A 23,519-nucleotide genomic window follows, 5' to 3' on the forward strand; every position below is an offset into this window, starting at 1 on the left:
TGCAATAAACAAACCAGAATGCTTCTGGTATTCCATTAAACAGAATTTTTATTGAATTTATTCCGTTCAATGAAATATGATGCCTTCAGTTTGATCAACGAATTCCACAGGAGCGAGGTATGGAAGCCGCATCCACCGCCACCGGCGGCGTACCCCGGGTGTTTGCCGTCATCCGGGCCCTGTCGGCCGTGCAGGCCGAGGGCGGGCGAGTCACCCAATTGGCGCGTGCCGTGGGCCTGACGCAAGGCACCACGCACCGTTTGCTGCAATCGCTGGTGGCAGAGGGCATGGTCGAGCAGGACGAGCGCAGCAAGCTCTACCGCTTGAGCATGGATTTCTTTGCCTTGGCGGCGAAGGCTGGCAACCCCGGCGACCTGCGCAGCCTGTGCCGCCCTGCGCTGCTGCGCCTGTGCGCCAGCTTGGGCGACAGCATCTTTCTGTTGGTGCGCAGTGGGTTTGACGCCGTGTGCCTGGACCGCAGCGAGGGCCCGTTCCCCATCCGCTCGTTCACCGGCGACATCGGCGGCCGCGTGGCCCTGGGCGTGGGGCAGGGCGCGCTGGCCATCCTGGCGTTTTTGCCCGAGGCAGAGCGCGAAGAGGTCATCCGCTTCAACCTGTCGCGCGTGCGGGAGTACGGCGTGTTTGACGAGGTCTATCTGCGCACCGAAATCGAGCGCGTGCGCCAGCTGGGCTATGCGGGGCGCAATACCGGCTTGCTCGAAGGCATGGCCGGCGTGGCCGTGCCTATCCTGGACCGCGAGGGGCGCGCGGTGGCGGCGCTGAGCGTGGGCACCATTTCTGCGCGGCTTAATGACGACCGGCTGCCCACGGTGGTGGAGTTGCTCAAGCGCGAAGCTCTGGCGGTGGGGCCCAAGATCAATCCGTTTGATGTGACGCTGCGGCGGCCAGCGCAAAGCCTGTCGAGCGTTCGCCCCGATCACGCCATTCAGCCTGCAGGACAGGAGCAAAAATAGGCGGCTGTTGGGTGTGGTCAGCAGAGCACGGCGAATGCCTTTTTGACCTGTGCGTGGGCATGGTCGTCCAGCACCTGGTTGTGGGCCGTCACGACCCGCTCAAAGGGCCAGCGCAGCACGCGCTCTGCGCTGCGGGCTGCGGCACGACGGTCACGCACCAGCGCGCGCACCGTGAGCGGAACCGCCAGTTGGCGCCGCACCCCGGTTAACGTGGCGTAGGCACGCGTGGACCAAGGCAGGTCCCCCGCCATCCACTGCAGAAGGTCTGTCACGATGAGCGTGGCCGAAGGGCGGTGGAACCATACCGACTCATTGCCTGCAGGAATGCCCTCACAAGCCAGGTGCTCCAGGTCTGGAAGCCATTCGGGCACATCGCCTGAGGGCAGATCGTTCAGCCTGGCTGCCAGGTCTGGCCGCTTCTGAGCCAGGCCCTTGGGGCCATACACCCTGGCGTTCGGGAAGGTCTGGGCGCAAGGCGCCAGAAACAGGTGGTGCATCTTGTTCGGTGCCACGATGAAAGCCACCGTGCCAAGTGCCTGCAGCTGCTCCAGCAGGGCACTCCCTGGGGGCATTGGAATCGGTGAGTGGACGAGAAGCTGCTCTCCTGGCAGCCGCACCACAGTCATGCGGGTGGTGATGGGAAGTCCGTTGGCCTTGAAGGCGTGGGTGGCGTGCCAGAGATGGGTGTCGAGGGATTCAAGTTGCATGGCGCCGGAGGATGCCCTGGCGCTGGGGGCAGCGTCTTGAACGAATTCGACATGGAACAGAATCTTGCCGCGTGGTTGGACGCTTTGGAGCACATCAATTTCCAAAGCAGATAAGGGCCACGTACCTGCTTCTTCGAACGCTATAGTTCGCTGGGTTGAAATTCCGGGGTGCCATGGGATCTTGGCCTTCGCCATTCGCGCAACGCTTCACATCTGCAAACCCGGGTCGTCCGCCATCTCCAGGAGGTATCGATGCCCAGCGTCTTCGGACGGCCCCTTCCATCCTCGATGGTTCTGCAATGCAAGTGACGGAGAGGCAATGACGCGCAAAAGTCCGAAGAAGAACGAACGCTCTGGCGTGGATCGCATGGGGCGGACCGAACTTGACTACGCGGCTCTGGAAGCTGACTTGTCGAAGGTGAAAGAACTTCTGTTGGCCAGCGCGGACCCCAACGCGTCGGATGACAACGGCTTGACCCCCTTGCACTTCGCTGCGCAATCCAACGGCTACGCCGTCAGTGAGGCCCTGATACTGGCGGGGGCGACCGTGGACTCTGTTGATGCGAATGGAAATACACCGCTTTCAGATGCTGTTTTCCATTCCGAACGTAACGGCGATTTGATCAAGTTGTTGCTTCGCTCTGGGGCTGACAGAAACAAGGAGAACAACTACGGTATCTCTCCTTTGGAGCTTGCGAGGTCGATTGACAATTTTGACCTGGTGCAGTTTTTTCACTAGCGTTCAGGCATCGTCAGGCACTTGGGTCAACCTGGGGCCGCGCATGCTGCCTGCGCACTTCCTCAAGCGCTTGAACACGGGTGCCCTTTTGTTTCAGCGGTGAGCGTTTCACCCCTGCCTCTGCCCTGCGCACTCCCCCACCAGCCAGTCTCTGAACGCCTTCACTAGCGGCGTCTGCGCTCGCGCCTCGGGGTACACTAGGTAGTACGCATCGGTGCTGGTCAGCACCTGGTCTGACAGCTCCACCAGGCTGCCTGCCGCCAGCTCCTGCTCGATCAAGAAGCGCGGCAGCAGCGCCGCGCCCAGGTGCGATACGGCGGCTTGCGCAATCATGGCGAAGTGCTCCGACTGGGGGCCGCGCAGGGCCAGGGCGGTGGGGGCGCCAACCAGCTCAAACCATTCGGCCCATTGGGTGGGGCGGGTGCTTTGCTGCAGCAGCACCACACGCGTCAGGTCCTGTGGGGTGCGGATGTGGTGGCGGTCGCGGTAGGTGGGGCTGCACACGGGCACGGTTTCTTCATGCATCAGGTATTCGCACACGGCGCCCGCCCAGTGCGGGGTGCCGAAGTGGATGGCAGCGTCAAACGGTGTGCCCGCAAAGTCAAACGGCTCGGTGCGTGCCGAGAAGTTGACCATGGCCTCGGGGTGCAAGGCCATGAAGCCACCCAGGCGTGGGATGAGCCAGCGGGTGCCCAGCGTGGGCAGCACGGCCAGGTTGAGCAGGCCGTCGGTGCTGGAGAACGCCATGGCTTTCTGCGTGCTGGCCGACAACTGCTGCAAGACGTTTTGCACATCGGCCGCATAGACGCGGCCCGCGTCGGTGAGCACCACACGCTGGCGCACGCGGTGGAAGAGGGCGGTGCCGATCTGCTCTTCCAACTGGCGGATCTGGCGCGACACCGCGCTTTGGGTGAGGTGCAGCTCCTCGGCCGCGCGCGACACGCTCTGGTGGCGCGCTGCCGCCTCAAAGGCCAGCAGGTCGGCGGTGGAGGGCAAGAAGGCGCGGCGCAGCAGGGTCATGGTGGCAAATGGGGTCAATCATGCGCAGGGGGAATGAGCGGCTCTGTCTCGTTGTGCATGGTTTTGGGGCGTAGTGCTACTACATCAAGCGTCGGCAGCTCTGCAATTTTCAGGCACTTCATGCTGATTTGTGATCAAGTAGTTCCATTTTTTTGCTATCCAGCACGGCGCGATTGGCGGATATTGGTGCATTCATTGCGTGTGTTCTTCCACGCTGTTGCCATCTCTCTGCCTCCATTCACCTTTGCGAGCCGCCATGTCTGCCACCCCTGCCGCCACCCCTGTTGTCACACCGCTCTTGTCTGAAGTCGATCCACTGCTGCAACGCCTGGGCGTGCCCCGCGCTGCCTACACCGGCGGCACGCTGGCGGCGCGTTCGCCCATCACGGGCGAGGTGCTGGCCCAGGTGCCGCAACAAAGCGCGGCCGATGCCAAGGCCGCCATCGGCCGCGCGCATGCGGCCTTTTTGGCGTGGCGCAATGTGCCCGCACCGCGCCGGGGCGAGCTGGTGCGCCTGCTGGGCGAAGAGCTGCGTGCCGCCAAGGCCGACCTGGGCCTGCTGGTGACCATCGAGGCGGGCAAGATCCCGTCCGAAGGCCTGGGCGAGGTGCAGGAGATGATCGACATCTGCGACTTTGCCGTGGGCCTGTCGCGCCAGCTGTACGGCCTGACGATTGCCACCGAGCGCCCTGGCCACCGCATGATGGAAACCTGGCACCCGCTGGGCGTGTGCGGCGTGATCTCGGCCTTCAACTTCCCCGTGGCTGTGTGGTCGTGGAACGCCGCGCTGGCGCTGGTGTGCGGTGACTCGGTGGTGTGGAAGCCTTCGGAAAAGACCCCGCTCACTGCCCTGGCCACGCACGCGATTGCCCAGCGTGCCATTGCACGCTTTGGCGCCGATGCCCCCGAAGGCCTCCTGGAGCTGATCGTGGGCCAGCGCGACATCGGCGAGGTGCTGGTGGATGACGCCCGCGTGCCCGTGCTGTCGGCCACAGGCTCCACCGCCATGGGCCGCGCCGTGGGCCCGCGCCTGGCAGCGCGGTTTGCGCGCGGCATTCTGGAACTGGGCGGCAACAACGCGGCCATCGTGGCGCCCACGGCCGACCTGAACCTGGCCCTGCGTGGCATTGCGTTTGCCGCCATGGGCACGGCGGGCCAGCGCTGCACCACGCTGCGCCGCCTGTTCGTGCACGAAAGCATTTACGACCAGCTGGTGCCCCAGCTGGCCAAGGTGTACGCCAATGTGCAGGTGGGCGACCCGCGCACCGCTGGCACGCTGGTGGGCCCGCTGATCGACCGCATGGCCTTTGACGGCATGCAAAAGGCACTGGAGCAAAGCCGCGCGCTGGGCGCCACGGTGCACGGCGGTGGCCGTGTGGAAGGCGTGGGCGGTGCGGACGCGTACTACGTGCGCCCTGCGCTGGTGGAGCTGCAAAAGCACGAAGGCCCCGCGCTGCACGAAACCTTTGCGCCCATCCTGTACGTGGTGCGTTACAGCAGCATCGACGACGCCATTGCCATGAACAACGCCGTGGGCGCGGGCCTGTCGTCGTCCATCTTCACGCTCAATGTGCGCGAGGCGGAACAGTTCATGTCGGCCGCCGGTTCGGACTGTGGCATCGCCAATGTCAACATCGGCCCCAGCGGCGCCGAGATTGGCGGCGCGTTTGGCGGCGAGAAGGAAACCGGCGGTGGTCGCGAGGCGGGCTCGGACAGCTGGAAAGCCTACATGCGCCGGGCGACCAACACCATCAACTACTCCACCGCTTTGCCGCTGGCGCAGGGCGTGACGTTTGACGTGTAAGCCATGCGCTGGTTGCCCCGTTCATGTTGATTGCTAAGGACTCACACCCCATCGTCATCATTGGCGGTGGTGTCATCGGCAGTGCGATTGCGTACTTCCTCACGCTGGAGCAGCCGGGCTGCGAGGTGGTGGTGGTCGAGCGCGATCCGACCTACGCGCGGGCGTCATCCGCGCTGTCGGCGAGCTCCATCCGCCAGCAGTTTTCTACCGACATCAACATCCAGATCTCGGCGTTTGGCATCGGCTTTTTGCGTAACGTGGGCCAACTGTTGGCGTGCCATGGTGATGTGCCTGACATCGGTCTGCACGAAGGCGGCTACCTGTACCTGGCCACCCAGGCGGGCGAGGCCACGCTGCGCGAGAACCATGCACTGCAGAAGCAGCACGGCGCCGATGTGGCGCTGCTGAGCCGGCAGCAACTGACCGAGCGTTTTCCGTGGCTGGCGCTGCAGGACGTGGTGCTGGGCTCGTTGGGCCTGTCGGGCGAGGGCTGGTTTGATGGCTACCTGCTGCTGACGGCTTTGCGTAAAAAGGCGCAGAGCCAGGGCGTGCGCTATGTGGCCGACGAGGCGGTGGGCCTGGATACGGCGGCCAACGATGGCGTGCTGCATGTGAACGCAGTACGCCTGCAAAGCGGCACCGTGCTGCCTTGCCGCTACGCCGTGAATGCGGGTGGCCCCTGGGCGGCCGCCATTGCGGGCTGGGCGGGCATTGATTTGCCCGTTGTGGGCAAACGCCGCACCGTCTTCAACCTGGCCAGCCCCGCAGCGCTGCCGGGCTGCCCACTGCTCATCGACACCAGCGGCATTTGGCTGCGGCCCGAGGGCAAAGGTTTTATCTGCGGCTTTGCGCCCGACGCAGTCAACGATGCCGACTTTGCCCCGCTGGAGCCGGAGTACACAGCGTTCGAGGACCACATCTGGCCCACGCTGGCCGAGCGCATCCCGGGCTTTGAGGCACTGCGCATGCAGGGCGCCTGGGCGGGCTACTACGAGATGAACACGTTCGATCACAACGCCATCGTGGGCCTGCACCCGGCGTGCGACAACCTGGTGTTTGCCAACGGCTTTTCGGGCCATGGCCTGCAGCAGTGCCCCGCCGTGGGCCGGGGCGTGGCCGAGCTGTTGCTCACGGGCAGCTACCAAAGCCTGGACCTGTCGCCGCTGTCCATTGAACGCATTGCGCGCAACGCGCCGCTGCTCGAAAAGAACGTGATTTGAGCGTCACCCGGCCGCCCGATTTCTCTCTCACCAATTCATCCACCTGCCAACCACAACACACACGGAGACAATGACATGGCAATTTCCCGCAAGACCTTCACTGCGCTCGCCGCAGGTCTGGCCCTGGCATGCATGGCCACGGCCCCCGCACAGGCGCAGACGGTCACCCAGCCCACGCTGGAGAAGATCAAGTCCAGCGGCAAGGCCGTGCTGGGCGTGCGCGAAACCTCGCCGCCCATGGCCTATGCGCTGGGCGCGAATCAAAAATACGTGGGCTACCACGTCGAGTTGTGCGAGCGTGTGCTCAAGGAAATCGCGCCCGACGCCAAGCTCGAATACATGGCGGTGACGGCGCAGAACACGCTGCCCTTGGTGCAGAACGGCACGCTGGATATCGGCTGCGGCCCCACCACCAACAACACCGCGCGCCAGCAGCAGGTGGCCTTTGCCGTGACCACCTACGTGAGCGAAGTGCGCATGGCGGTGCGCAAGGATTCGGACCTGAAGTCCATTAGCCAGCTTGCAGGCCGCACCATTGCGGCATCCACCGGCACCACCGCCGTACAGCTGCTGCGCAAGCAAGAGCGCGCGCTGGGCGGCGCCCCGATCAAGACCGTGCTGGGCAAGGACCACCACGAGAGCTTCTTGCTGCTGGAGACCGGCCGCGCCGATGCCTTTGTGCTCGACGACAACCTGCTGGCCGGGATGATTGCCAACTCCAAGGACCCCTCGGCCTACCGCATCGTCGGCGAGCCGTTGGGCGCTGAGCCCATTGCACTGCTGTTCCGCAAGGACGATCCGACCTTCAAGGCCGCAGTGGACGGTGTGCTCACCAAGCTGATGCAGTCCGGCGAGATGGAAAAGATCTACACCAAGTGGTTTGTGAACCCCATTCCGCCCAAGAACATGAGCCTGAACCTGCCGCTGGGCACTACGCTGCGCCAGCTGTTTGCCACCCCCAACGACAAGCCCCTGGAGACTTACCAGCAATGAACGCTCCCATCCCCGCCACGGCCTTCCGCGCGGCCGACCGCCTGGGCGCCATATGCGTCTCCGAAATCGTGCGCCTGACGCAAGACGCCAACCAGCTCAAGCGCCAGGGCCAGCCCGTGATCGTGCTGGGCCTGGGCGAGCCCGACTTCGACACGCCAACGCACATTTTGGAGGCTGCGCAAAAAGCCATGGCGCGGGGGGAGACGCACTATACGGTGCTGGATGGCACGGCCGAACTCAAGGCCGCCATCCAGCACAAGTTCAAGCATGACAACGGGCTGGACTTTGCGCTCAACGAAATCACCGCCGGTGCAGGCGCCAAACAGATCCTCTACAACGCCCTGATGGCGTCGGTGAATCCGGGCGATGAAGTGATCCTGCCCGCGCCGTACTGGACGTCCTACGCCGACATGGTGCTGATTGCGGGCGGTGTACCCGTGGTCGTGCCCTGCACCGAGGCCAACGGCTTTCGCATCACGCCCGAGCAGCTGGAGGCGGCCATCACGCCGCGCACGCGCTGGGTGTTCATCAACTCGCCCTCCAATCCCAGCGGCGCGGCCTACAGCGCTGAGCAGTTGCGCCCGGTGCTGGAGGTGGTGGAGCGCCACCCGCAGGTGTGGCTGCTGGCGGACGACATCTACGAACATATCCTGTACGACGGCCGCGCGTTTGCCACGCCCGCCGCCGTGTTGCCCTCGCTGCGCGATCGCACGCTGACGGTGAACGGCGTCTCCAAGTCGTACGCCATGACGGGCTGGCGCCTGGGCTACGGCGCAGGCCCCAAGGCGCTGATTGCGGCCATGGCCGTAGTGCAGAGCCAGGCCACGTCGTGCCCCTCGTCCATCAGCCAGGCGGCAGCCGTGGCGGCGCTCACGGGGCCGCAAGATGTGGTGCGCGAGCGCTGCCAAGCGTTCCAGGACCGGCGCGATCTGGTGGTGGCTGCACTCAACGCCTCCCCCGGCCTGCGCTGCCGCGTGCCTGAGGGCGCGTTCTACACCTTTGCCAGTTGCGAAGGCGTGCTGGGCCGCACCACGCCCGGCGGCATGCTGCTGCGCACCGATGCCGACTTTTGCGCCTACCTGCTGCGCGAGCACCATGTCGCGGTGGTGCCCGGCGGGGTGCTGGGGCTGGCGCCATACTTTCGCATCTCGTACGCTGCCTCCACCGCCGATTTGCAAGAGGCCTGCGCGCGCATCCAGCGCGCCTGCCAGGCCCTGTTCTGAATTTCTGATCCGATACCGTTGATATGAATACGACCTCCCTCACCCCGCGCACCGGCGGCCAGATCCTGGTGCAGCAGCTCATCACCCATGGCGTGAAGCAGCTCTTTTGTGTGCCTGGCGAAAGCTACTTGGCTGTGCTTGATGCGCTGCACGATGCCGACATCGGCGTGACCGTGTGCCGTCAGGAGGGCGGCGCGGCCATGATGGCCGAAGCGCAGGGCAAGCTCACGGGCCAGCCCGGCATCTGCTTTGTGACACGCGGGCCCGGTGCCACCAATGCGTCGGCCGGTGTGCACATCGCGCACCAGGATTCGACGCCCATGATCCTTTTCGTGGGCCAGGTGGCGCGCAACGCCATGGGGCGCGAGGCGTTTCAGGAGCTGGACTACAGCGCCGTGTTTGGCACCATGGCCAAGTGGGTGGTGCAGATCGACGACCCGGCCCGTGTGCCCGAGCTGATCTCGCGCGCCTTCCACGTTGCCACCTCGGGCCGCCCCGGCCCGGTGGTGGTGGCGCTGCCCGAAGACATGCTGACGGAAGCCGCTACGGTGGCCGATGCGCTGCCCTACCAGGTGACGGAAACGCACCCCGGCGCCGCGCAGATGGCCGAGCTGGCGCAGCGCCTGCAAGCCGCTCAAAGCCCCGTCGCTATCCTGGGCGGCAGCCGCTGGTCCGAGCAGGCGGTGCGCGAGTTCACCGCGTTTGCCGAAGTGTGGTCCATCCCTGTGTACTGCTCGTTCCGCCGCCAGATGCTGTTCCCGGCCACGCACGCTTGCTACGGCGGCGACCTGGGCCTGGGCGTCAACCCCAAGCTGCTGGCACGCATCAAGGCGTCCGACCTGGTGCTGGTGGTGGGCGGCCGCTTGTCGGAGGTGCCGTCGCAAGGCTACGAGCTGTTCAATATTCCCACGCCTGCACAGACGCTGGTGCATGTGCATGCCGATGCAGACGAACTGGGCAAGCTCTACCGCCCCACACAGGCCATTCACGCCACGCCCCAGGCGTTTGCTGCGGCGCTCAACACGGTGCGCCCCACGGCGGCTGTGCCTTGGAAGGCCCACACAGAAGCCGCCCATGCCGAGTACCTGGCCTGGAGCGACACGGCGCCCATCCGTATCCCCGGCAACCTGCAGATGGGCCAGGTGATGCAGCACCTCAAGGAAGTGCTGCCCGCCGACACCATCTTCTGCAACGGCGCGGGCAACTTCGCCACCTGGATTCACCGCTTCTGGCCCTTCACCACCTACGCGAGCCAGCTCGCGCCCACCAGCGGATCGATGGGCTACGGCCTGCCTGCGGGCGTGGGCGGCAAGCGCCTGTGGCCGCAGCGCGAGGTGGTGATCTTCGCGGGCGACGGCGACTTTCTGATGCACGGCCAGGAGTTTGCGACGGCTGTGCAATACGGCCTGCCCATCATCGTGGTGCTGCTGGACAACGCCATGTACGGCACCATCCGCATGCACCAGGAACGCGAGTACCCCGGCCGCATCAGCGCCACGCAGCTCAAGAACCCCGACTTCAAGGCCTACGCCCAGGCCTTTGGCGGCCATGGCGAGCGGATGGAGCGCACCGAAGACTTTGCCCCCGCGCTGGCCCGTGCCCGCGCCAGCGGACTGCCCAGCGTGCTGCACTGCCTGATCGACCCCGAGGCGATCACGCCCACCGGCACACTGCAGGGCATTCGCAGCGCGGCGCTCTCCAAAAAGTAGGCTCCCTTTTCGTAAGCAGGCGCTGAGGCGTTCAGCCGGTCACGCGGGCGCCACCGGATTGCCGCAGGGTCTGCACCAGCAGATTCTGCAGGCTGTCCACCGCCTTGGAGCCGCGCGATGCGCGGCTGCGATACACGGCCACCTCCATGGGGGCCAGCGGCCCCAGGCCGTGCTCGGTGCCGAGCACCTGCAACTGCGGTGGCACGCTGCAGTGGGTGAGGGCGGCCACGGCCAGGCCGCTTTCCACCGCTGCAATTTGTCCGGCCAGGCTGGAGCTGTGATAGACCACCTTGTAGCGGCGCCCCTGCTGCGCCAGCGCGTGGATGGCGCCGCGCCGCGCCAGGCTGGCCGATTCGTACACCGCAATGGGCAGCGGGTCGCGCCTCCACAACTCGAACTGCGCAGACCCCACCCACACCATGGGCTCATGGAACAGCAACGTGCCCCGGCGTGCGTGGTCGCGCGAGATCAGGGCCAGGTCCAGGTCGCCACTGGCCACGCGCGGGATGAGGGCGGTGGACTGCTCGCAGTCCAGCTCAATCTCCACCGCGCTGTGCCGGGGCGCAAAGCGTTTGAGCACGGGCGTGAGGTAGCGCGCTGCATAGTCATCCGGCACCCCCAGCCGCACCCGGCCTGTGAGGGCGTCGCCGTTCAGGGCATCGTGCGCTTCTGCATGCAGCTCCAGAATGCGGCGGGCGTAGCCCAGCAGGGTTTCACCCTCGGGTGTGAGGTGCTGCTTGCGGGCGTCGCGTTCCAGCAGTCGGTGGCCTACGGCGTCTTCCAGCTTCTTGAGCTGCATGCTGACCGCCGACTGCGACCGGTGCACCTCGGCCGCCGCGCCAGAGAGCGAGCCTGCATCCACCACCGCCACCAGGCATTGGAGCCAGTCGAATTGCAAGTCGCGGTAGCTCATGGATTGCCCCTGTGGTGATGTATTCGAAGATCGAATGGTTGATGCATAAATTATGCGCTTTCGATTGCTGGGGCTGGCAGCCACACTGCGAGCATGCAGCAGTCTTCCTCTACCGTTTCAGGCACATCCGTCCCCGTGGTTCCCGCGTCCGCTTCCCCTGCGGGCAGCGCGCGTGGGCTGTCGTCTGCCCACCGGCTGGATGGCTGGATCGCCTTTGTGCTAGGCAACGCGCTGCTGGGCATCATCGGCGTGTTCGTGCACGAGGCGCAGGCGGCGCCATTGACGGTGACCTGGTTCCGCTGCGCTTTTGGTCTCGTGGGTCTCACGTTGTGGATGGCGTGGCGCCACCGGTCATGGTCGGGACTGTGGCGGGGGCTCTGGGTGGGCTGGGCGGCTTTGCCGTGGGTGTTGCTGCTCAGCGGGCTGATGCTGGCGAGCTGGTGGCTGTTTTTCACGGCGATCCAGCAGGTGCCTACCGGGGTGGCGGTGGTGCTGTTCCATGTGCAGCCCCTGTGGGTGTTGCTGCTGGGGGCCTGGTGGCTCAAAGAAGCCGTACCCCGGCAGCGCGTGGTGTCAGTGCTGGTCGCGATGGTGGGGCTGGTGCTGGCCACGGGCGTGGCCGGGGGGCTGACCTCCTCCGGCGCCGGGCATGCGTCTGGCTACTGGGTGGGCGTAGGCCTCTGCCTGGTCGGTGCGCTGTGCACAGCCACCGTCACCGTGGTTGCCAAGCGCCTGGGGGCGCTGCCGGTAGGCGCGCTGGCGTGGTGGCAATGCGCGCTGGGTGCGGCCGTGCTGTGGGTGGCCCCCGTGGGACAAGGCTGGCCCGCCTGGGGCGCCCCATGGGCATGGCTGGCCGGGCTGGGGCTGATCCACACGGGCCTGGCATACACCTTGATGTACGCAGGCATGGCCCGGCTGGCGACGGCCCGGGTGGCGGTGCTGCAGTTTGCCTACCCGACGGTCGCCATTGTGGTGGACTGGGTGTACTTTCAGCACACCTTGGGCGCATGGCAGATGGCCGGTGTGGTGCTGATGCTGGGGGCCATAGCGGCAGGGGAGCGTAGCGCGCGGCGTAATCGCTAATGCACCGCCTGCGCAGGGATGGCTCCGCCCCGCACAATATCGGGTGTGACCGCCACCGAGTTCGATTCTTCTGAGACCCAAACCCCTGCGCAGGCTGCCTCTTCGGGCAAGCGGCGCCGCATCGCGCACCTGGACATGGACGCTTTTTTTGCGTCCGTCGAGCTGCTGCGCTACCCGCAGCTCAAGGGCCTGCCCGTGGTGATTGGCGGCGGCAGGCGCAAGGTGGACGAGCTGCTGCTGCGCGGCCCGGACGGCACCGCAGAGCGCGAGCGGCGCTTCATCCCGGTGGAGGACTTTCCGCTGCTCAAGGACTATGTGGGCCGGGGCGTGATCACCACGGCCACCTACCCGGCGCGGCAGTTTGGCGTGGGCTCGGCCATGGGCATGATGAAAGCGGCCAAGCTGTGCCCGCAGGCCATCGTGCTGCCGGTGGATTTTGATGAGGTGCGACGCTTTTCGCGCCTGTTCAAAAGCACCATCACCGAGATTGCGCCGGTGATGCAGGACCGGGGCGTGGACGAGGTCTACATCGACTTCACCGACGTGCCGGGAGGCCAGCGCGAAGGCGGGCGGGTGCTTGCGCGGCTTATCCAGAAAAGTATCTTTGAACGGACCGGGCTGACCTGCTCGATTGGCGTGGCGCCCAACCGGCTGCTGGCCAAGATGGCCAGCGAGTTCAACAAGCCCAACGGCATCTCCATCGTTTACGAGGAAGACCTGCAGAGCAAGATCTGGCCCCTGAACGTGCGCAAGATCAACGGCATCGGGCCCAAGGCCGGCGAGAAGCTGGCGCGGCTGGGCATCGAGACCATCGGGCAGCTGGCCGCGCAGGATGAGCAATGGCTGATGGGCCACTTTGGCAAGTCCACCGGCGCCTGGATGCACCGCGTGGCCTGGGGCCGCGATGACAGCCCGGTGGTGACCGAGAGCGAGCCCGTGAGCATGAGCCGCGAGACCACCTTTGACCGCGACCTGCACGCGGTGCGCGACCGGGCCGAGCTGGGCGCGATCTTTACCGACCTGTGCATGCGCGTGGCCGAGGACCTGCAGCGCAAGGGCTATGTGGCGCGCACCATCGGCATCAAGCTGCGCTACGACGACTTCAAGATCGCGACGCGCGACCACACGGCTAACAGCTACACGGCCGACGGAGCCACCATCCGGCAGCTGGCCGGGCAGTGCCTCAAGCGCGTGCCGCTGGACAAGCGCCTGCGCCTGCTGGGCGTGCGGGCCAGCACGCTGGTGCGGCGCGGCGAGGAGCCCGAGCCCGATCCGCAGACCCGTGCCGCAGCTGCGAGCAGCCGGCGCAGGCCGCAGGCGGGTGTGGACAGGGACACGGGGCAGCTCTTTTGACGCCACAGGAGTAGGGCTGGGGTGTGTGCGCCTCGGGAGGGTTGTGCAGGCCATTCCTCACTCGGCACCTTTTGGGGGCAAATCGGGGGAGTGAGCAGTTAGACTTGATTCGTATCAAGCGGTTACACGAACGTCTAACAAAACACCGCGCTGCCTGCCCCTGCCGCAGGCCTTCCAGGAGCCTCGAATGCGCATCAACCTGCCAGTGACCCAGCAGAATTTTGACTACCCCGGTGATGAGCTGCTGGTGTCCAGCACCAACACCAAGGGCGAGATCACGCACTGCAACCCGGCGTTTGTGCGCGTCAGTGGCTACAGCTACGACGAACTCATCGGCCAGCCGCACAACATCATTCGCCACCCGGACATGCCGCCAGAGGCCTACAAGGACATGTGGCGCACCATTGGCCGGGGCGAGCCCTGGACAGGTCTGGTGAAAAACCGGCGCAAGAACGGCGACCACTACTGGGTGCGTGCCAACGTCACTCCCATCATGGAAGGCGGCAAGCCACGCGCTTACATGTCGGTGCGCACCAAGCCCAGCGCGGCAGAAATTTCTGCCGCCGAAGCCCTGTATGCCCAGATGCGCAGCGAGGCGGCGTCGGGCGCGAGCAGCTTTTACCTGGACTCGGGCAACGTGCGCTATCGCGGGGTGCGCGGCTGGCAGCAGCGCCTGGCGCAGATGGCCTTGCTGCCCCGCATGGCGCTGTTGCTGGCGGTGATGGTGCTGCTGGCCTTGTTGCCCGACGTGATGGGCCTGCAGGGCACCACCGCCTGGGTGGCCCGCCTGGCGCTGCTGGTGCTGGGGGCGGGGTGGACGCTGTGGCGCTTTCAGGCCACCGTGCTGCAAGGGGTGCACGACGCGACCCGCTTCGCATCCGACATCTCGGCCTGCAACCTCGCCACGTCGGTGGGCACCGACTACCCCCAACCCCTGGGCGCGCTGATGCAGCGCTTGCAGCAGACCCAGGTCAACCTGCGCGCCGTGGTGGGCGACGTGCGCACCGAGGTGCGCAACTTCATCGAATCGGCCGACGAAATCGCGCGCGGCGGCATGGACCTGTCGGCCCGTACCGAGTCGCAGGCCAGCAGCCTGGAAGAGACCGCCGCGGCCATGGAGCAACTGGCCAGCACGGTGCTGCAGACGTCGGAGACAGCGGCCAAGGTGTCGCACGAGAGCGCACAGAGCAGCGACATCGCCACGCGCGGTGGCCAGGCGGTGCAGGAGGTGGGGGCGGCCATGCAGCAGATGAAGCTGTCGTCCACCAAGATCAGCGAGATCGTGGGCGTGATCGAGGGCATTGCCTTCCAGACCAATCTGCTGGCGCTCAACGCCGCTGTGGAAGCCGCGCGGGCTGGCGAGCAAGGCAGGGGCTTTGCGGTGGTGGCGGGCGAGGTGCGGGCACTGGCGCAGCGCAGTGCCAGCTCGGCCAAGGAGATCAGCGGCCTGATTGGCGTCACGGTGAACCAGATCGCCAGCGGCGCGCAGCAGATGGACCATGCCGGCACCACCATCGAAGGCGTGGTCCATGCGGTGGAACGCGTGAGCACGCTGGTCCAGCAGATCAGCAGCGCCACCAAGGAGCAGTCGCAGGGCATTGCCCAGGTCAACGAGGCCGTGACCCAGCTTGACACCGTGACGCAGCAGAACGCCGCGCTGGTGGAGGAGTCGGCCGCCGCCGCCCAGGGTCTCAAGGAGAGCGCGGTGTCGCTGGGCCGCTCGGTGGACGTGTTCCGGCTGGGGTGAGCGGCACCGCAAGGAGCCGCCCACAGCCATTCGTACCTTGACGAATTCTTACTCGTAACTTACAGTGATTCTCCCGTTGTCCGGGAGATCACCATGACCCTCGACGAGCTGCAGCGCATCAAGCAGTGGCATGTGGCGCACAAGGCCGACCACCCGCTCGAATACCACCTGTGGGACCTGGTGCTGACGGTCTGGATGCTGGGCTGGGTGGGCTGGTTTCCCATCTGCGCGTTTGGCGAGCCTTGCGCCGCGCCGGTCTGCCTGATCGGCATTTTTGTCCCCAGCCTGTACGTTGCCTGGCGCACCCGCGCGCACCTGCGCCACACCCTGCGGTGCGACTGGATTGACGCGCGCAACTGACGGACGCGGTCGGTTGACGGGGATGGTCAGGCCTACTGGCGCGCCGTGCGCACGTTGCGCGGCAGGGCTTGCGGGTGGCTGGTGCGCAGGGGGTTGATGTCCAGCCCGCCACGGCGCGTGTAGCGCGCGTACACCGTGAGCTTGATGGGTTTGCAGCGGGTCCACAGGTCCATGAAGATGCGCTCCACGCACTGCTCGTGAAACTCGTTGTGGTTGCGAAAGCTCACCAGGTACTGCAGCAGGCCTTCCTGGTTGATCTGTGGGCCGCTGTAGCTGATCTGCACGCTGCCCCAGTCGGGCTGGCCGGTCACCAGGCAGTTGCTCTTGAGCAGGTTGCTGGTGAGGGTCTCGGTTACGGGCGCTTCGTTGAATGTGGCCGTCAGCAGGTCGGGCGCGGGCTGGTAGCGCGTGCATTCCACGTCCAGCCGGTCCAGGCTCAGGCCGTCCAGCTCGTGCACGGGCTCCTGGTCGAACAGTTCGGGCGCGATGAGCTTCACGCCCACGGTGGCGGGGTGCTCGGCACCGCGCCACACCGCCTCGCTGATGTCGGCGCGGATGCGGGCCTGCACCTCGGCCGCATCGGCAAAGCGCGTGTTGTTGAAGCTGTTGAGGTACAGCTTGAACGACTTGCTCTCGACGATGTTGGGCGTCTCGCAGGGCACCGTGATGTGCGCCAGGGCCACCTGTGGTTTGCCACGCTGGTTCAGCCACGACAGCTCGAACGCCGTCCACAGGTCGGCCCCGAAGAAGGGCGCCGCGCCGGTGATGCCGATCTCGGCCCGCTTGCCCGCGCGCGGGATGGGGAACAGCAGCGACGCGTCGTACTGGTCGATATAGGCCGAGGCCTTGCCAAGCTGGGATTGTTCTGGCGTGTTCATGGCCTGGTCTTTCGGGTGTATGGGTTCCAAGGGGGATGTATTTTTGCTACTATTTTTGTAGCTGCTGGCGCATATTCGACTCGCGCATACCGGCGTTTTTACTGAAATTCCCGCTCGCGCAGCCATTTGGTGGCGATCCATTTGTCCCCTGCGATCACGGGGGCGCCGCCATGCAGGGTGCGGGTGGACGGGTGCGGGCGCTCGTAGCTGAAGAACACCGCGTTGCCACGCTGCGGCGCGACCTCCAGGTGCACGTCGGGGAAGGTGGTGCCGCCGCCCTTTTCGGGCGTGTTGAGGTACATCACCAGCGTGCCCACACGCTGGCCGCCGCGCTTGATGATGCTGGGCGTGCCGGGCTCGGCGGGGTCGAAGTAGTCGTAGTGGGGTTTGTATTCGGCGCCGGGGCGGTAATGCAGCACCTGCAGGCCTTCGCCGTTTTCGATGGGCCACTGGAGCAGGCGCGCGATGCGCTCTTCGATGCGCTGGATCAACGGGCTTTGGCCGCGCTGGAAGAACATGCCGTCGCTGGTGCGGTCGGCGTTGATCTCTTCGCCGCCGGTCTTGGTGGCTACGGTGAGCGAGCGTGCCATGCGGGGCTCTGCGGCGGCGATCAGGGCATCACACTCCTCTGGCGACAGCAGGTTGCCAAACACCACGATGCGCGGCTGCGCCATGGCCAGCAGCACATTCACCGTGCGGTCTCCGCAGTCCACCTGGGCGGGGGATTCATCCAGCCGGGGCTCGGGCACCGGCACGGCCGAGGGCAGGCCCTGCTGCACGGCCAGGTCGTTCAGGTGCTCCTGCAGCGTGATCTCCAGCGCGTCGGCGGCCACGTCCTCGTCCCACCCTGCGTCGCGCATGGATTGCAGCACCACAGGCGCGGCGTAGCCTGCCTGCGCCTGCTCAATGATCCAGCGGCGCAGCTCGGGCGTGATGGCCTGCCGCGCTGCGCTGGCGCGCTGGGTGCTGGTGGTCGTGCCGTCCGGGTGCTGGTCAGAACGCAATGTCATGGCGGTCCTTCAACAAGAAAGAGCAGGGGGAGGGGTGTTTATAAGGCCGGTGGGGCCTTGCGCCGGAAGACCAGGCGCTCGGGCGTGGAGGAGGCCGGGGCAAAGGCATAGCCATCCAGATCAAAGCCTTCGAGCTGGTGGGGTGTGGCAAGGCGGTGGGTGATGGCATAGCGCGCCATCAGGCCGCGCGCGCGCTTGGCAAAGAAGCTGATGATCTTGTAGTTGCCGCCCTTCCAGTCCTCGAACACGCATTCGATCACGCGCGCCTTGAGCGCCTTGCGGTCCACGGCCTTGAAGTATTCCTGCGAGGCGAGGTTGATCACCACCGGCGTGGTGTCCGCGCGCAGCCGGGTGTTCAGGTGCTCGGCAATCTGGCGGCCCCAGAACTGGTACAGGTTGCTGCCTGCCTCGGTGGCCAGGCGCGTGCCCATCTCCAGGCGATAGGGCTGCATGCGGTCCAGCGGCCGCAGCACACCATACAGGCCGCTGAGGATGGCGACATGGCTCTGGGCCCAGTGCAGGTCGTCAGCGCTCAGGCTGCGGGCCTGCAGGCCCTCGTACACGTCGCCATTGAAGGCCAGCACCGCCTGGCGCGAGTTGTGGGCCGTGAAGCGGGGGCGCCAGGCCTGGTAGCGCGCCACGTTCAGCGCCGCGAGCGTGTCGCTCAACTCCATCAGCGACGCAATCTGCTGCGGCGACTGCTCGCGCAGCACCTCGATGAGGGCCGTGGACTGCGGCACAAATTGTGGCGTGGTGTGCGGCAGGCCTTCGGGAACGGGCGTGTCGTAGTCGAGCGATTTGGCGGGAGACAGCAGGAACAGCATGGGGCGAAGGGTCCGTGGATCTCGGGTGTGTGGCGTGGGGCTTGGCCTGGACGGTGCGGGTTACTGGCTGCACTGCGGCACCAGCGAGCCGAAATGGTACCTGCTGACAGGCTGCCTCCGGCCGCTTGCGGGTATTGGCGCCAAGGGCCGTACACACTCGGCGGTCCCCAAAAAAAAGAAGGCGGCCTGAGCCGCCTTCTGGGTGATGGCTACAGCCCTGGGGCAGCAGCCATTGCAGCGTGTCAGGCTGCGGGGGGCTGCTCAAATGGCAGCGCCATTGCCGACAGGTCGCGGCGGGTTTCTACCAGCACCAGCGGGCCTTCGTCCAGCACCACCGCTGGGGGGCGCTCGCGGGGCACGCGGATGGGCTTGGGCTCGGCAGCGATGGCGGCCTGCACGGCCGCAATCTTGTCCGCGTCCGAGTTCACCCACTGCAAGCCCGACGCGGCAGCCACTTGCTGCAGTTCATCGATGGGCAGCGTGAACGCCTGGACGCGCGGCAGGCCCTTGGCAGGCGCTGCAGGCGCTGGTGCTGCAGCGGCCGGAGCGGGTGCCGCGACCGGAGCCGGTGCCGCCACGGGGGCAGCAGCGGGTGCGACAACAGGCGCGGGAACAGCTACAGGTTCGGTAGCCGCTGCGACTGGCGCTGCGGCCACAGGGGCTGCCACCGGTGCCACAGGCTCTGCGGCGGGCGTGTTGTTGCTGAAGTAGCTGCGGCGTGGCGCTTCGTCCTGTGCCGGGGCCGGCTCGGCCTGGGTGGGGTCGAAGTCCAGCATGGCGGGTGCTGCGGCTTCAGCGTTGCCGTTGGCGTCGCGTGGGCCACGCTCGCCACGTTCGCGGCGGTCACGGCCGTAGCGGTCGCGGGAGCGGCGCTCGCGGCGTTGCTCTTCGTTGGCGCCATTGCCATTGCCATTCGCGGGTGCGTCATTGCCACTCAGGTCCAGGTCTGGCAGCGAGGCCAGAGGCGCGGTGTCGGCAAAGTCGCCAGCAGCGGCTGGGGCTGCTGCCTCCTGGGCCTCGACCGCACGGGGAGCGCGTTCACCACGCTCGCCACGGTTGCCACCGCGATCACCGCGTTCGCGGCGCGGGCCGCGTTCGCCACGGGGTTGCTGGGCGGGTTGGCCTTCTGCACCACCGGTGTTGCCAGCGTTGGGGCCTTCCACCTGAGCGGTGGCGGCGTTGGAGTTGTCTCCGTTCGTGCCAGCGTTCAGGTTGCGCGGCTCGCTGTCGCGGCGGCCACGGCCCCCTTCACGGCCTTCGCCGCGTCCGTTGCGGCCACCGTCACGGCCTTCGCCCTCAGGGCGGCGCTCTGCGTCGCGGGGTGCGCGGCCTTCGGCCGAGCGTTCACCACGGCGGCCACGGCTTTCGCCGGTGCTGCCTTCGCGGTTGCCGTCACGTGGTGCGCCTTCGCGCTGACCGTCACGGTTGCCGTCGCGGCCACCACGGCGGCCACGGCTTTCACCGTTGCGGCCTTCGCGGCGGGGTTCGCCACGGCCGGTGGTTTCAGCCGCGGCCGGTGCGGCGGCTGGCGCAGCCGTTGCCACCGGGGCGGGTGCGGCAGGGGCGCTGCCAAAGCCGAACAGGCTCTTGAGCCAGGCGAAGAAGCCTTGCTCCTGCGGCGCGGGGGCGACAGGCGCCGGAGCGGCCACGGGGGCAGGTGCAGGGGCTGCATGGGCTGCGGGGCGCTGGCCGCCACGGGGTGGGCGCGCCGCGCCTTCGGGGCGGGGCTCGGCCACGGGGGCGGGGGCATCAGGCAGCACGCCCTTGATCACCGGGGTCTGCTTGTTGGTGGGCTCCTGCGAGCGGCGTGTGACAGACGTTGGGTCTTCCACTTCTTCGGCGAGCTTGTAGCTGGCTTCGATGTGGTCCAAGCGTGGGTCGTCGTGCTTCAGGCGTTCCAGGCGGTAGTTGGGGGTTTCCAACGTCTTGTTGGGCACCATCAGCACGGCCACGCGCTGCTTGAGTTCGATCTTTGCGATCTCGGTGCGCTTTTCGTTCAGCAGGAACGAGGCCACTTCCACCGGCACCTGGCAGTGCACGGCGGCGGTGTTGTCCTTCATCGACTCTTCTTGAATGATGCGCAGGATCTGCAGCGCCGACGATTCGGTGTCACGGATGTGGCCCGAGCCTCCGCAACGGGGACAGGGGATGGAGGAGCCTTCGGACAGGGCAGGCTTCAGGCGCTGGCGGCTCATTTCCATGAGGCCGAACTTGCTGATGGTGCCGAACTGCACACGGGCGCGGTCCTGGCGCAGCGCATCGCGCAGGCGGTTTTCCACTTCGCGGCGGTTCTTCGACTCTTCCATGTCGATGAAGTCGATCACGATCAGGCCGCCCAGGTCGCGCAGGCGCATCTGGCGGGCCACTTCGTCGGCGGCTTCCAGGTTGGTGCGGGTGGCGGTTTCCTCGATGTCGCCGCCCTTGATGGCACGGGCCGAGTTCACGTCCACGGACACCAATGCTTCGGTGTGGTCGATCACGATGGCGCCGCCCGAGGGCAGGCTCACGGTGCGGGCGTAGGCCGACTCGATCTGGTGCTCGATCTGGAAGCGGCTGAACAGGGCGGCGTCGTCGCGGTAGCGCTTCACGCGAGCGGCATGCTCGGGCATGACGTGCGCCATGAACTGCTGCGCCTGTTCGTAGATGTCGTCGGTATCGATGAGGATGTCACCGATGTCGTTGTTGAAATAGTCGCGGATCGCGCGGATGACGAGCGACGATTCCTGGTAGATCAGAAAGGCGCCCTTGCCGCCCTTGGCAGCGCCGTCGATGGCGTTCCAGAGCTTGAGCAGGTAGTTCAGGTCCCACTGCAGCTCCGGCGCGGTGCGGCCGATGCCGGCGGTGCGCGCAATGATGGACATGCCGTTGGGGTACTCCAGCTGGTCCATCGCCTCCTTGAGTTCGGCGCGGTCCTCGCCCTCGATGCGGCGCGACACGCCACCGCCACGGGGGTTGTTGGGCATCAGCACCACGTAGCGGCCTGCCAGCGAGATGAAGGTGGTCAGGGCTGCACCCTTGTTGCCGCGCTCTTCCTTTTCGACCTGGACCAGCAGTTCCTGGCCTTCCTTGATGACTTCGTTGATGCGCGCCTGGCTGGGCGACACGCCGGGGGCGAAGTACTGGCGCGAGATTTCCTTGAACGGCAGGAAACCGTGGCGGTCTTCGCCGTAATCGACAAAGCAGGCTTCCAGCGAGGGCTCGACGCGCGTGACGACGGCCTTGTAGATGTTGCCCTTGCGCTGCTCGCGCCCTTCAATCTCGATTTCGTAGTCGAGGAGCTTTTGTCCGTCGACGATGGCCAGGCGCCGTTCTTCGGGCTGCGTGGCGTTGATGAGCATCCGCTTCATGATGCGATTCCTTCAGTGTGTTGCGGACAGCAGCGGTGCAACCATCCCTCTCAGCGGGGAAAGCTGCGCGGGCTGCCGCCCACAGTTCCAAACCATTAACAACAAGCTCTACAGGAGCTGTGAATGCCTGGACTGACGCATCGAAACGAAGGGAATTGCCGGGAATGCCAATGATCTGCCGCGCTCTAGCGCAGCATCGTGAGGCAGGGGCGCGTGGATGGGGGCGAGTGGTAGGAGCGCAGTTTTGCTAGCAAAAATGTAGCTGATTGCGCTTGCTGGCTGGGCGCTAGAGCCGAATAGGAGCGTGCAGCCGGGGGCATCAGCCACCGCCACAAGGTCACCATCCAGCTCATCAACAACCACATGCTCGCTTTGATCCGCTGGCAGGCTGCGCCCGGGTAGGGAGCATCTGCCAGCTGGGGGATTCCGTATCAGTGTTTCAATCTGTCAGCCCGCCGCACGGCATGCGGGCCACCACAGGCATCTGGCCTGCAATCTGCGCGCACGACGCCCGCTGGCATCGACCTGCCTGCGTGAGGGGCAAGGGCTGTGTGGACTAAACTCCAGACAAATCAACCACTTACATAACAACGCGCAGGTGAAACACATTATAGGGGCCAAACCGCCCGCAGCTTCTGCGGGGCTTCCCGCAGCCCGCCTGGTGGAAGTGGATGCTGACTCCGCCGGCCAGCGGCTCGATAACTTTTTGATACGCCACCTGAAAGGTGTGCCAAAAACGCACGTCTACCGCATCATCCGCAGCGGCGAGGTGCGCATCAACAAAGGCCGTGTGAGTGCCGACACCCGCGTCGAGGCGGGTGACATCGTGCGCCTGCCGCCTGTCCGGATTTCAGACAAGGTCGCCGAAAAGGCCGAGCGCCCGGCGCCCGCACGCGAATTTCCCATCCTGCTGGAAGACGAGCACCTGATCGCCATTGACAAACCGGCCGGCGTGGCGGTGCACGGCGGCAGCGGTGTGAGCTTCGGAGTGATCGAGCAGCTGCGCCAGGCGCGCCCTGCCTCCAAATTCCTGGAGCTGGTGCACCGGCTGGACCGCGAGACCTCCGGCATCCTGCTCGTGGCCAAGAAGCGGTCAGCGCTCACTCACCTGCAGGACCAGTTCCGCGAGCGCGAGACGGGCAAAACCTACCTGGCGCTGGTCACCGGCACCTGGCCGGCCAACAAGAAGGTCATCGACCTGCCGCTGCACAAATACCTGCAGGCCGACGGCGAACGCCGCGTGCGCGTGACCACCGCAGACGACCCGGATGGCATGCGCTCCATCACCCTGGTCAAGGTGCGCTGCACAGCAGCGGCCCGGCCGGAACAGGGCCTGCCCGCGATGTCGCTGCTGGAGGTGACTATCAAGACCGGCCGCACCCACCAGATCCGCGTGCACCTGGCCAGCCAGGGGCACGCCATCGTGGGCGACGACAAATACGGCGATTTCGACCTCAACAAACGTCTGCAGAAGCAGGGGATGAAGCGCATGTTTCTGCATGCGTGGCGGTTACAGTTCAACCACCCCGCCTCGGGCGAACGTGTGCAACTGAACGCCGAGCTGCCCCCCGAGCTGGCCGATTTTGTGCCCACCGCCTGACGATCCTGCGCGAAA

The 23,519-nt window shown here is 66.1% G+C and carries 19 protein-coding genes; 12 read left to right on the top strand and 7 right to left on the bottom strand.

Features of this window, described 5'->3' with window-relative positions:
- The first annotated feature begins 119 nt into the window (after positions 1-119).
- Positions 120-974, top strand: a complete 855-nt coding sequence (locus ACOYR4_RS06940; RefSeq protein WP_422849060.1) for an IclR family transcriptional regulator — start codon at positions 120-122, stop codon at positions 972-974.
- Positions 975-991: 17 nt separating this feature from the next.
- On the opposite strand, the gene ACOYR4_RS06945 is transcribed toward ACOYR4_RS06940, so the two are convergent.
- Positions 992-1,681, bottom strand: coding sequence for a DUF4336 domain-containing protein (locus ACOYR4_RS06945; protein ID WP_422849061.1), 690 nt, complete (start codon positions 1,679-1,681; stop codon positions 992-994).
- A 319-nt stretch (positions 1,682-2,000) separates the two neighbouring features.
- On the opposite strand from ACOYR4_RS06945, the gene ACOYR4_RS06950 reads away from it, so the two are divergent.
- Positions 2,001-2,420, top strand: coding sequence for an ankyrin repeat domain-containing protein (locus ACOYR4_RS06950; RefSeq protein WP_422849062.1), 420 nt, complete (start codon positions 2,001-2,003; stop codon positions 2,418-2,420).
- Between the two features lie 108 nt (positions 2,421-2,528).
- On the opposite strand, the gene ACOYR4_RS06955 is transcribed toward ACOYR4_RS06950, so the two are convergent.
- Positions 2,529-3,440, bottom strand: coding sequence for a LysR family transcriptional regulator (locus ACOYR4_RS06955; protein WP_203422214.1), 912 nt, complete (start codon positions 3,438-3,440; stop codon positions 2,529-2,531).
- A gap of 256 nt (positions 3,441-3,696) precedes the next feature.
- On the opposite strand from ACOYR4_RS06955, the gene ACOYR4_RS06960 reads away from it, so the two are divergent.
- From ACOYR4_RS06960 to ACOYR4_RS06980, 5 genes are all read left to right on the top strand, one after another.
- A complete protein-coding gene (locus ACOYR4_RS06960) occupies positions 3,697-5,244 on the top strand; it encodes an aldehyde dehydrogenase family protein (protein ID WP_422849063.1) in 1,548 nt (515 codons plus the stop codon).
- Positions 5,245-5,267: 23 nt separating this feature from the next.
- The gene (locus ACOYR4_RS06965; protein ID WP_422849064.1) at positions 5,268-6,464 is read left to right on the top strand and encodes an NAD(P)/FAD-dependent oxidoreductase; all 1,197 of its coding nucleotides are present in this window, start codon (positions 5,268-5,270) and stop codon (positions 6,462-6,464) included.
- A 75-nt stretch (positions 6,465-6,539) separates the two neighbouring features.
- Positions 6,540-7,457 (top strand): amino acid ABC transporter substrate-binding protein, encoded by a 918-nt coding sequence (locus tag ACOYR4_RS06970; RefSeq protein ID WP_422849065.1) that lies wholly within the window; start codon positions 6,540-6,542, stop codon positions 7,455-7,457.
- A complete protein-coding gene (locus ACOYR4_RS06975; protein ID WP_422849066.1) occupies positions 7,454-8,680 on the top strand; it encodes a pyridoxal phosphate-dependent aminotransferase in 1,227 nt (408 codons plus the stop codon). The genes ACOYR4_RS06970 and ACOYR4_RS06975 overlap by 4 nt, the downstream gene beginning before the upstream one ends.
- Positions 8,681-8,703: 23 nt before the next feature.
- On the top strand, positions 8,704-10,389 hold the full coding sequence (locus tag ACOYR4_RS06980; RefSeq protein ID WP_422849067.1) for a thiamine pyrophosphate-binding protein: 1,686 nt from the start codon (positions 8,704-8,706) through the stop codon (positions 10,387-10,389).
- A gap of 31 nt (positions 10,390-10,420) precedes the next feature.
- On the opposite strand, the gene ACOYR4_RS06985 is transcribed toward ACOYR4_RS06980, so the two are convergent.
- Positions 10,421-11,302, bottom strand: a complete 882-nt coding sequence (locus ACOYR4_RS06985) for a LysR family transcriptional regulator (protein ID WP_291441476.1) — start codon at positions 11,300-11,302, stop codon at positions 10,421-10,423.
- A 135-nt stretch (positions 11,303-11,437) separates the two neighbouring features.
- Between ACOYR4_RS06985 and ACOYR4_RS06990 the strand changes: the two genes are divergently transcribed.
- The 4 genes from ACOYR4_RS06990 to ACOYR4_RS07005 all read left to right on the top strand — a co-directional run bounded on the left by ACOYR4_RS06990 (position 11,438) and on the right by ACOYR4_RS07005 (position 15,845).
- Entirely contained in the window at positions 11,438-12,385 is a 948-nt protein-coding gene (locus ACOYR4_RS06990) for a DMT family transporter (RefSeq protein WP_422849068.1), read from the top strand.
- Positions 12,386-12,520: 135 nt separating this feature from the next.
- Entirely contained in the window at positions 12,521-13,738 is a 1,218-nt protein-coding gene (locus ACOYR4_RS06995) for a Y-family DNA polymerase (RefSeq protein ID WP_051022660.1), read from the top strand.
- A gap of 187 nt (positions 13,739-13,925) precedes the next feature.
- Positions 13,926-15,485 carry a methyl-accepting chemotaxis protein gene (locus ACOYR4_RS07000; RefSeq protein WP_422849069.1) on the top strand — a complete coding sequence of 520 codons (1,560 nt, stop codon included), beginning with the start codon at positions 13,926-13,928 and terminating at the stop codon, positions 15,483-15,485.
- Between the two features lie 93 nt (positions 15,486-15,578).
- Positions 15,579-15,845, top strand: a complete 267-nt coding sequence (locus tag ACOYR4_RS07005; protein WP_056061307.1) for a hypothetical protein — start codon at positions 15,579-15,581, stop codon at positions 15,843-15,845.
- A gap of 32 nt (positions 15,846-15,877) precedes the next feature.
- Here the strand turns inward: ACOYR4_RS07005 and queF are convergent, their stop codons facing one another.
- The 4 genes from queF to ACOYR4_RS07025 all read right to left on the bottom strand — a co-directional run bounded on the left by queF (position 15,878) and on the right by ACOYR4_RS07025 (position 21,904).
- On the bottom strand, positions 15,878-16,723 hold the full coding sequence (gene queF, locus ACOYR4_RS07010) for an NADPH-dependent 7-cyano-7-deazaguanine reductase QueF (protein ID WP_422849070.1): 846 nt from the start codon (positions 16,721-16,723) through the stop codon (positions 15,878-15,880).
- A gap of 98 nt (positions 16,724-16,821) precedes the next feature.
- Positions 16,822-17,733: a 2OG-Fe(II) oxygenase gene (locus ACOYR4_RS07015; RefSeq protein ID WP_291441484.1), complete on the bottom strand. Its 912-nt coding sequence runs from the start codon at positions 17,731-17,733 to the stop codon at positions 16,822-16,824.
- Positions 17,734-17,771: 38 nt separating this feature from the next.
- Positions 17,772-18,557, bottom strand: a complete 786-nt coding sequence (yaaA, locus tag ACOYR4_RS07020; protein WP_422849071.1) for a peroxide stress protein YaaA — start codon at positions 18,555-18,557, stop codon at positions 17,772-17,774.
- A gap of 242 nt (positions 18,558-18,799) precedes the next feature.
- Positions 18,800-21,904, bottom strand: coding sequence for an Rne/Rng family ribonuclease (locus ACOYR4_RS07025; RefSeq protein WP_422849072.1), 3,105 nt, complete (start codon positions 21,902-21,904; stop codon positions 18,800-18,802).
- 598 nt (positions 21,905-22,502) lie between these two features.
- Here ACOYR4_RS07025 and ACOYR4_RS07030 point away from each other — a divergent pair.
- Complete coding sequence (locus ACOYR4_RS07030; RefSeq protein WP_422849073.1) at positions 22,503-23,504, top strand: RluA family pseudouridine synthase; 1,002 nt, start codon at positions 22,503-22,505, stop codon at positions 23,502-23,504.
- Positions 23,505-23,519: the final 15 nt, after the last annotated feature.

It is taken from the genome of Acidovorax sp. M14 (assembly GCF_049331375.1).
GTDB lineage: Bacteria > Pseudomonadota > Gammaproteobacteria > Burkholderiales > Burkholderiaceae_C > Acidovorax.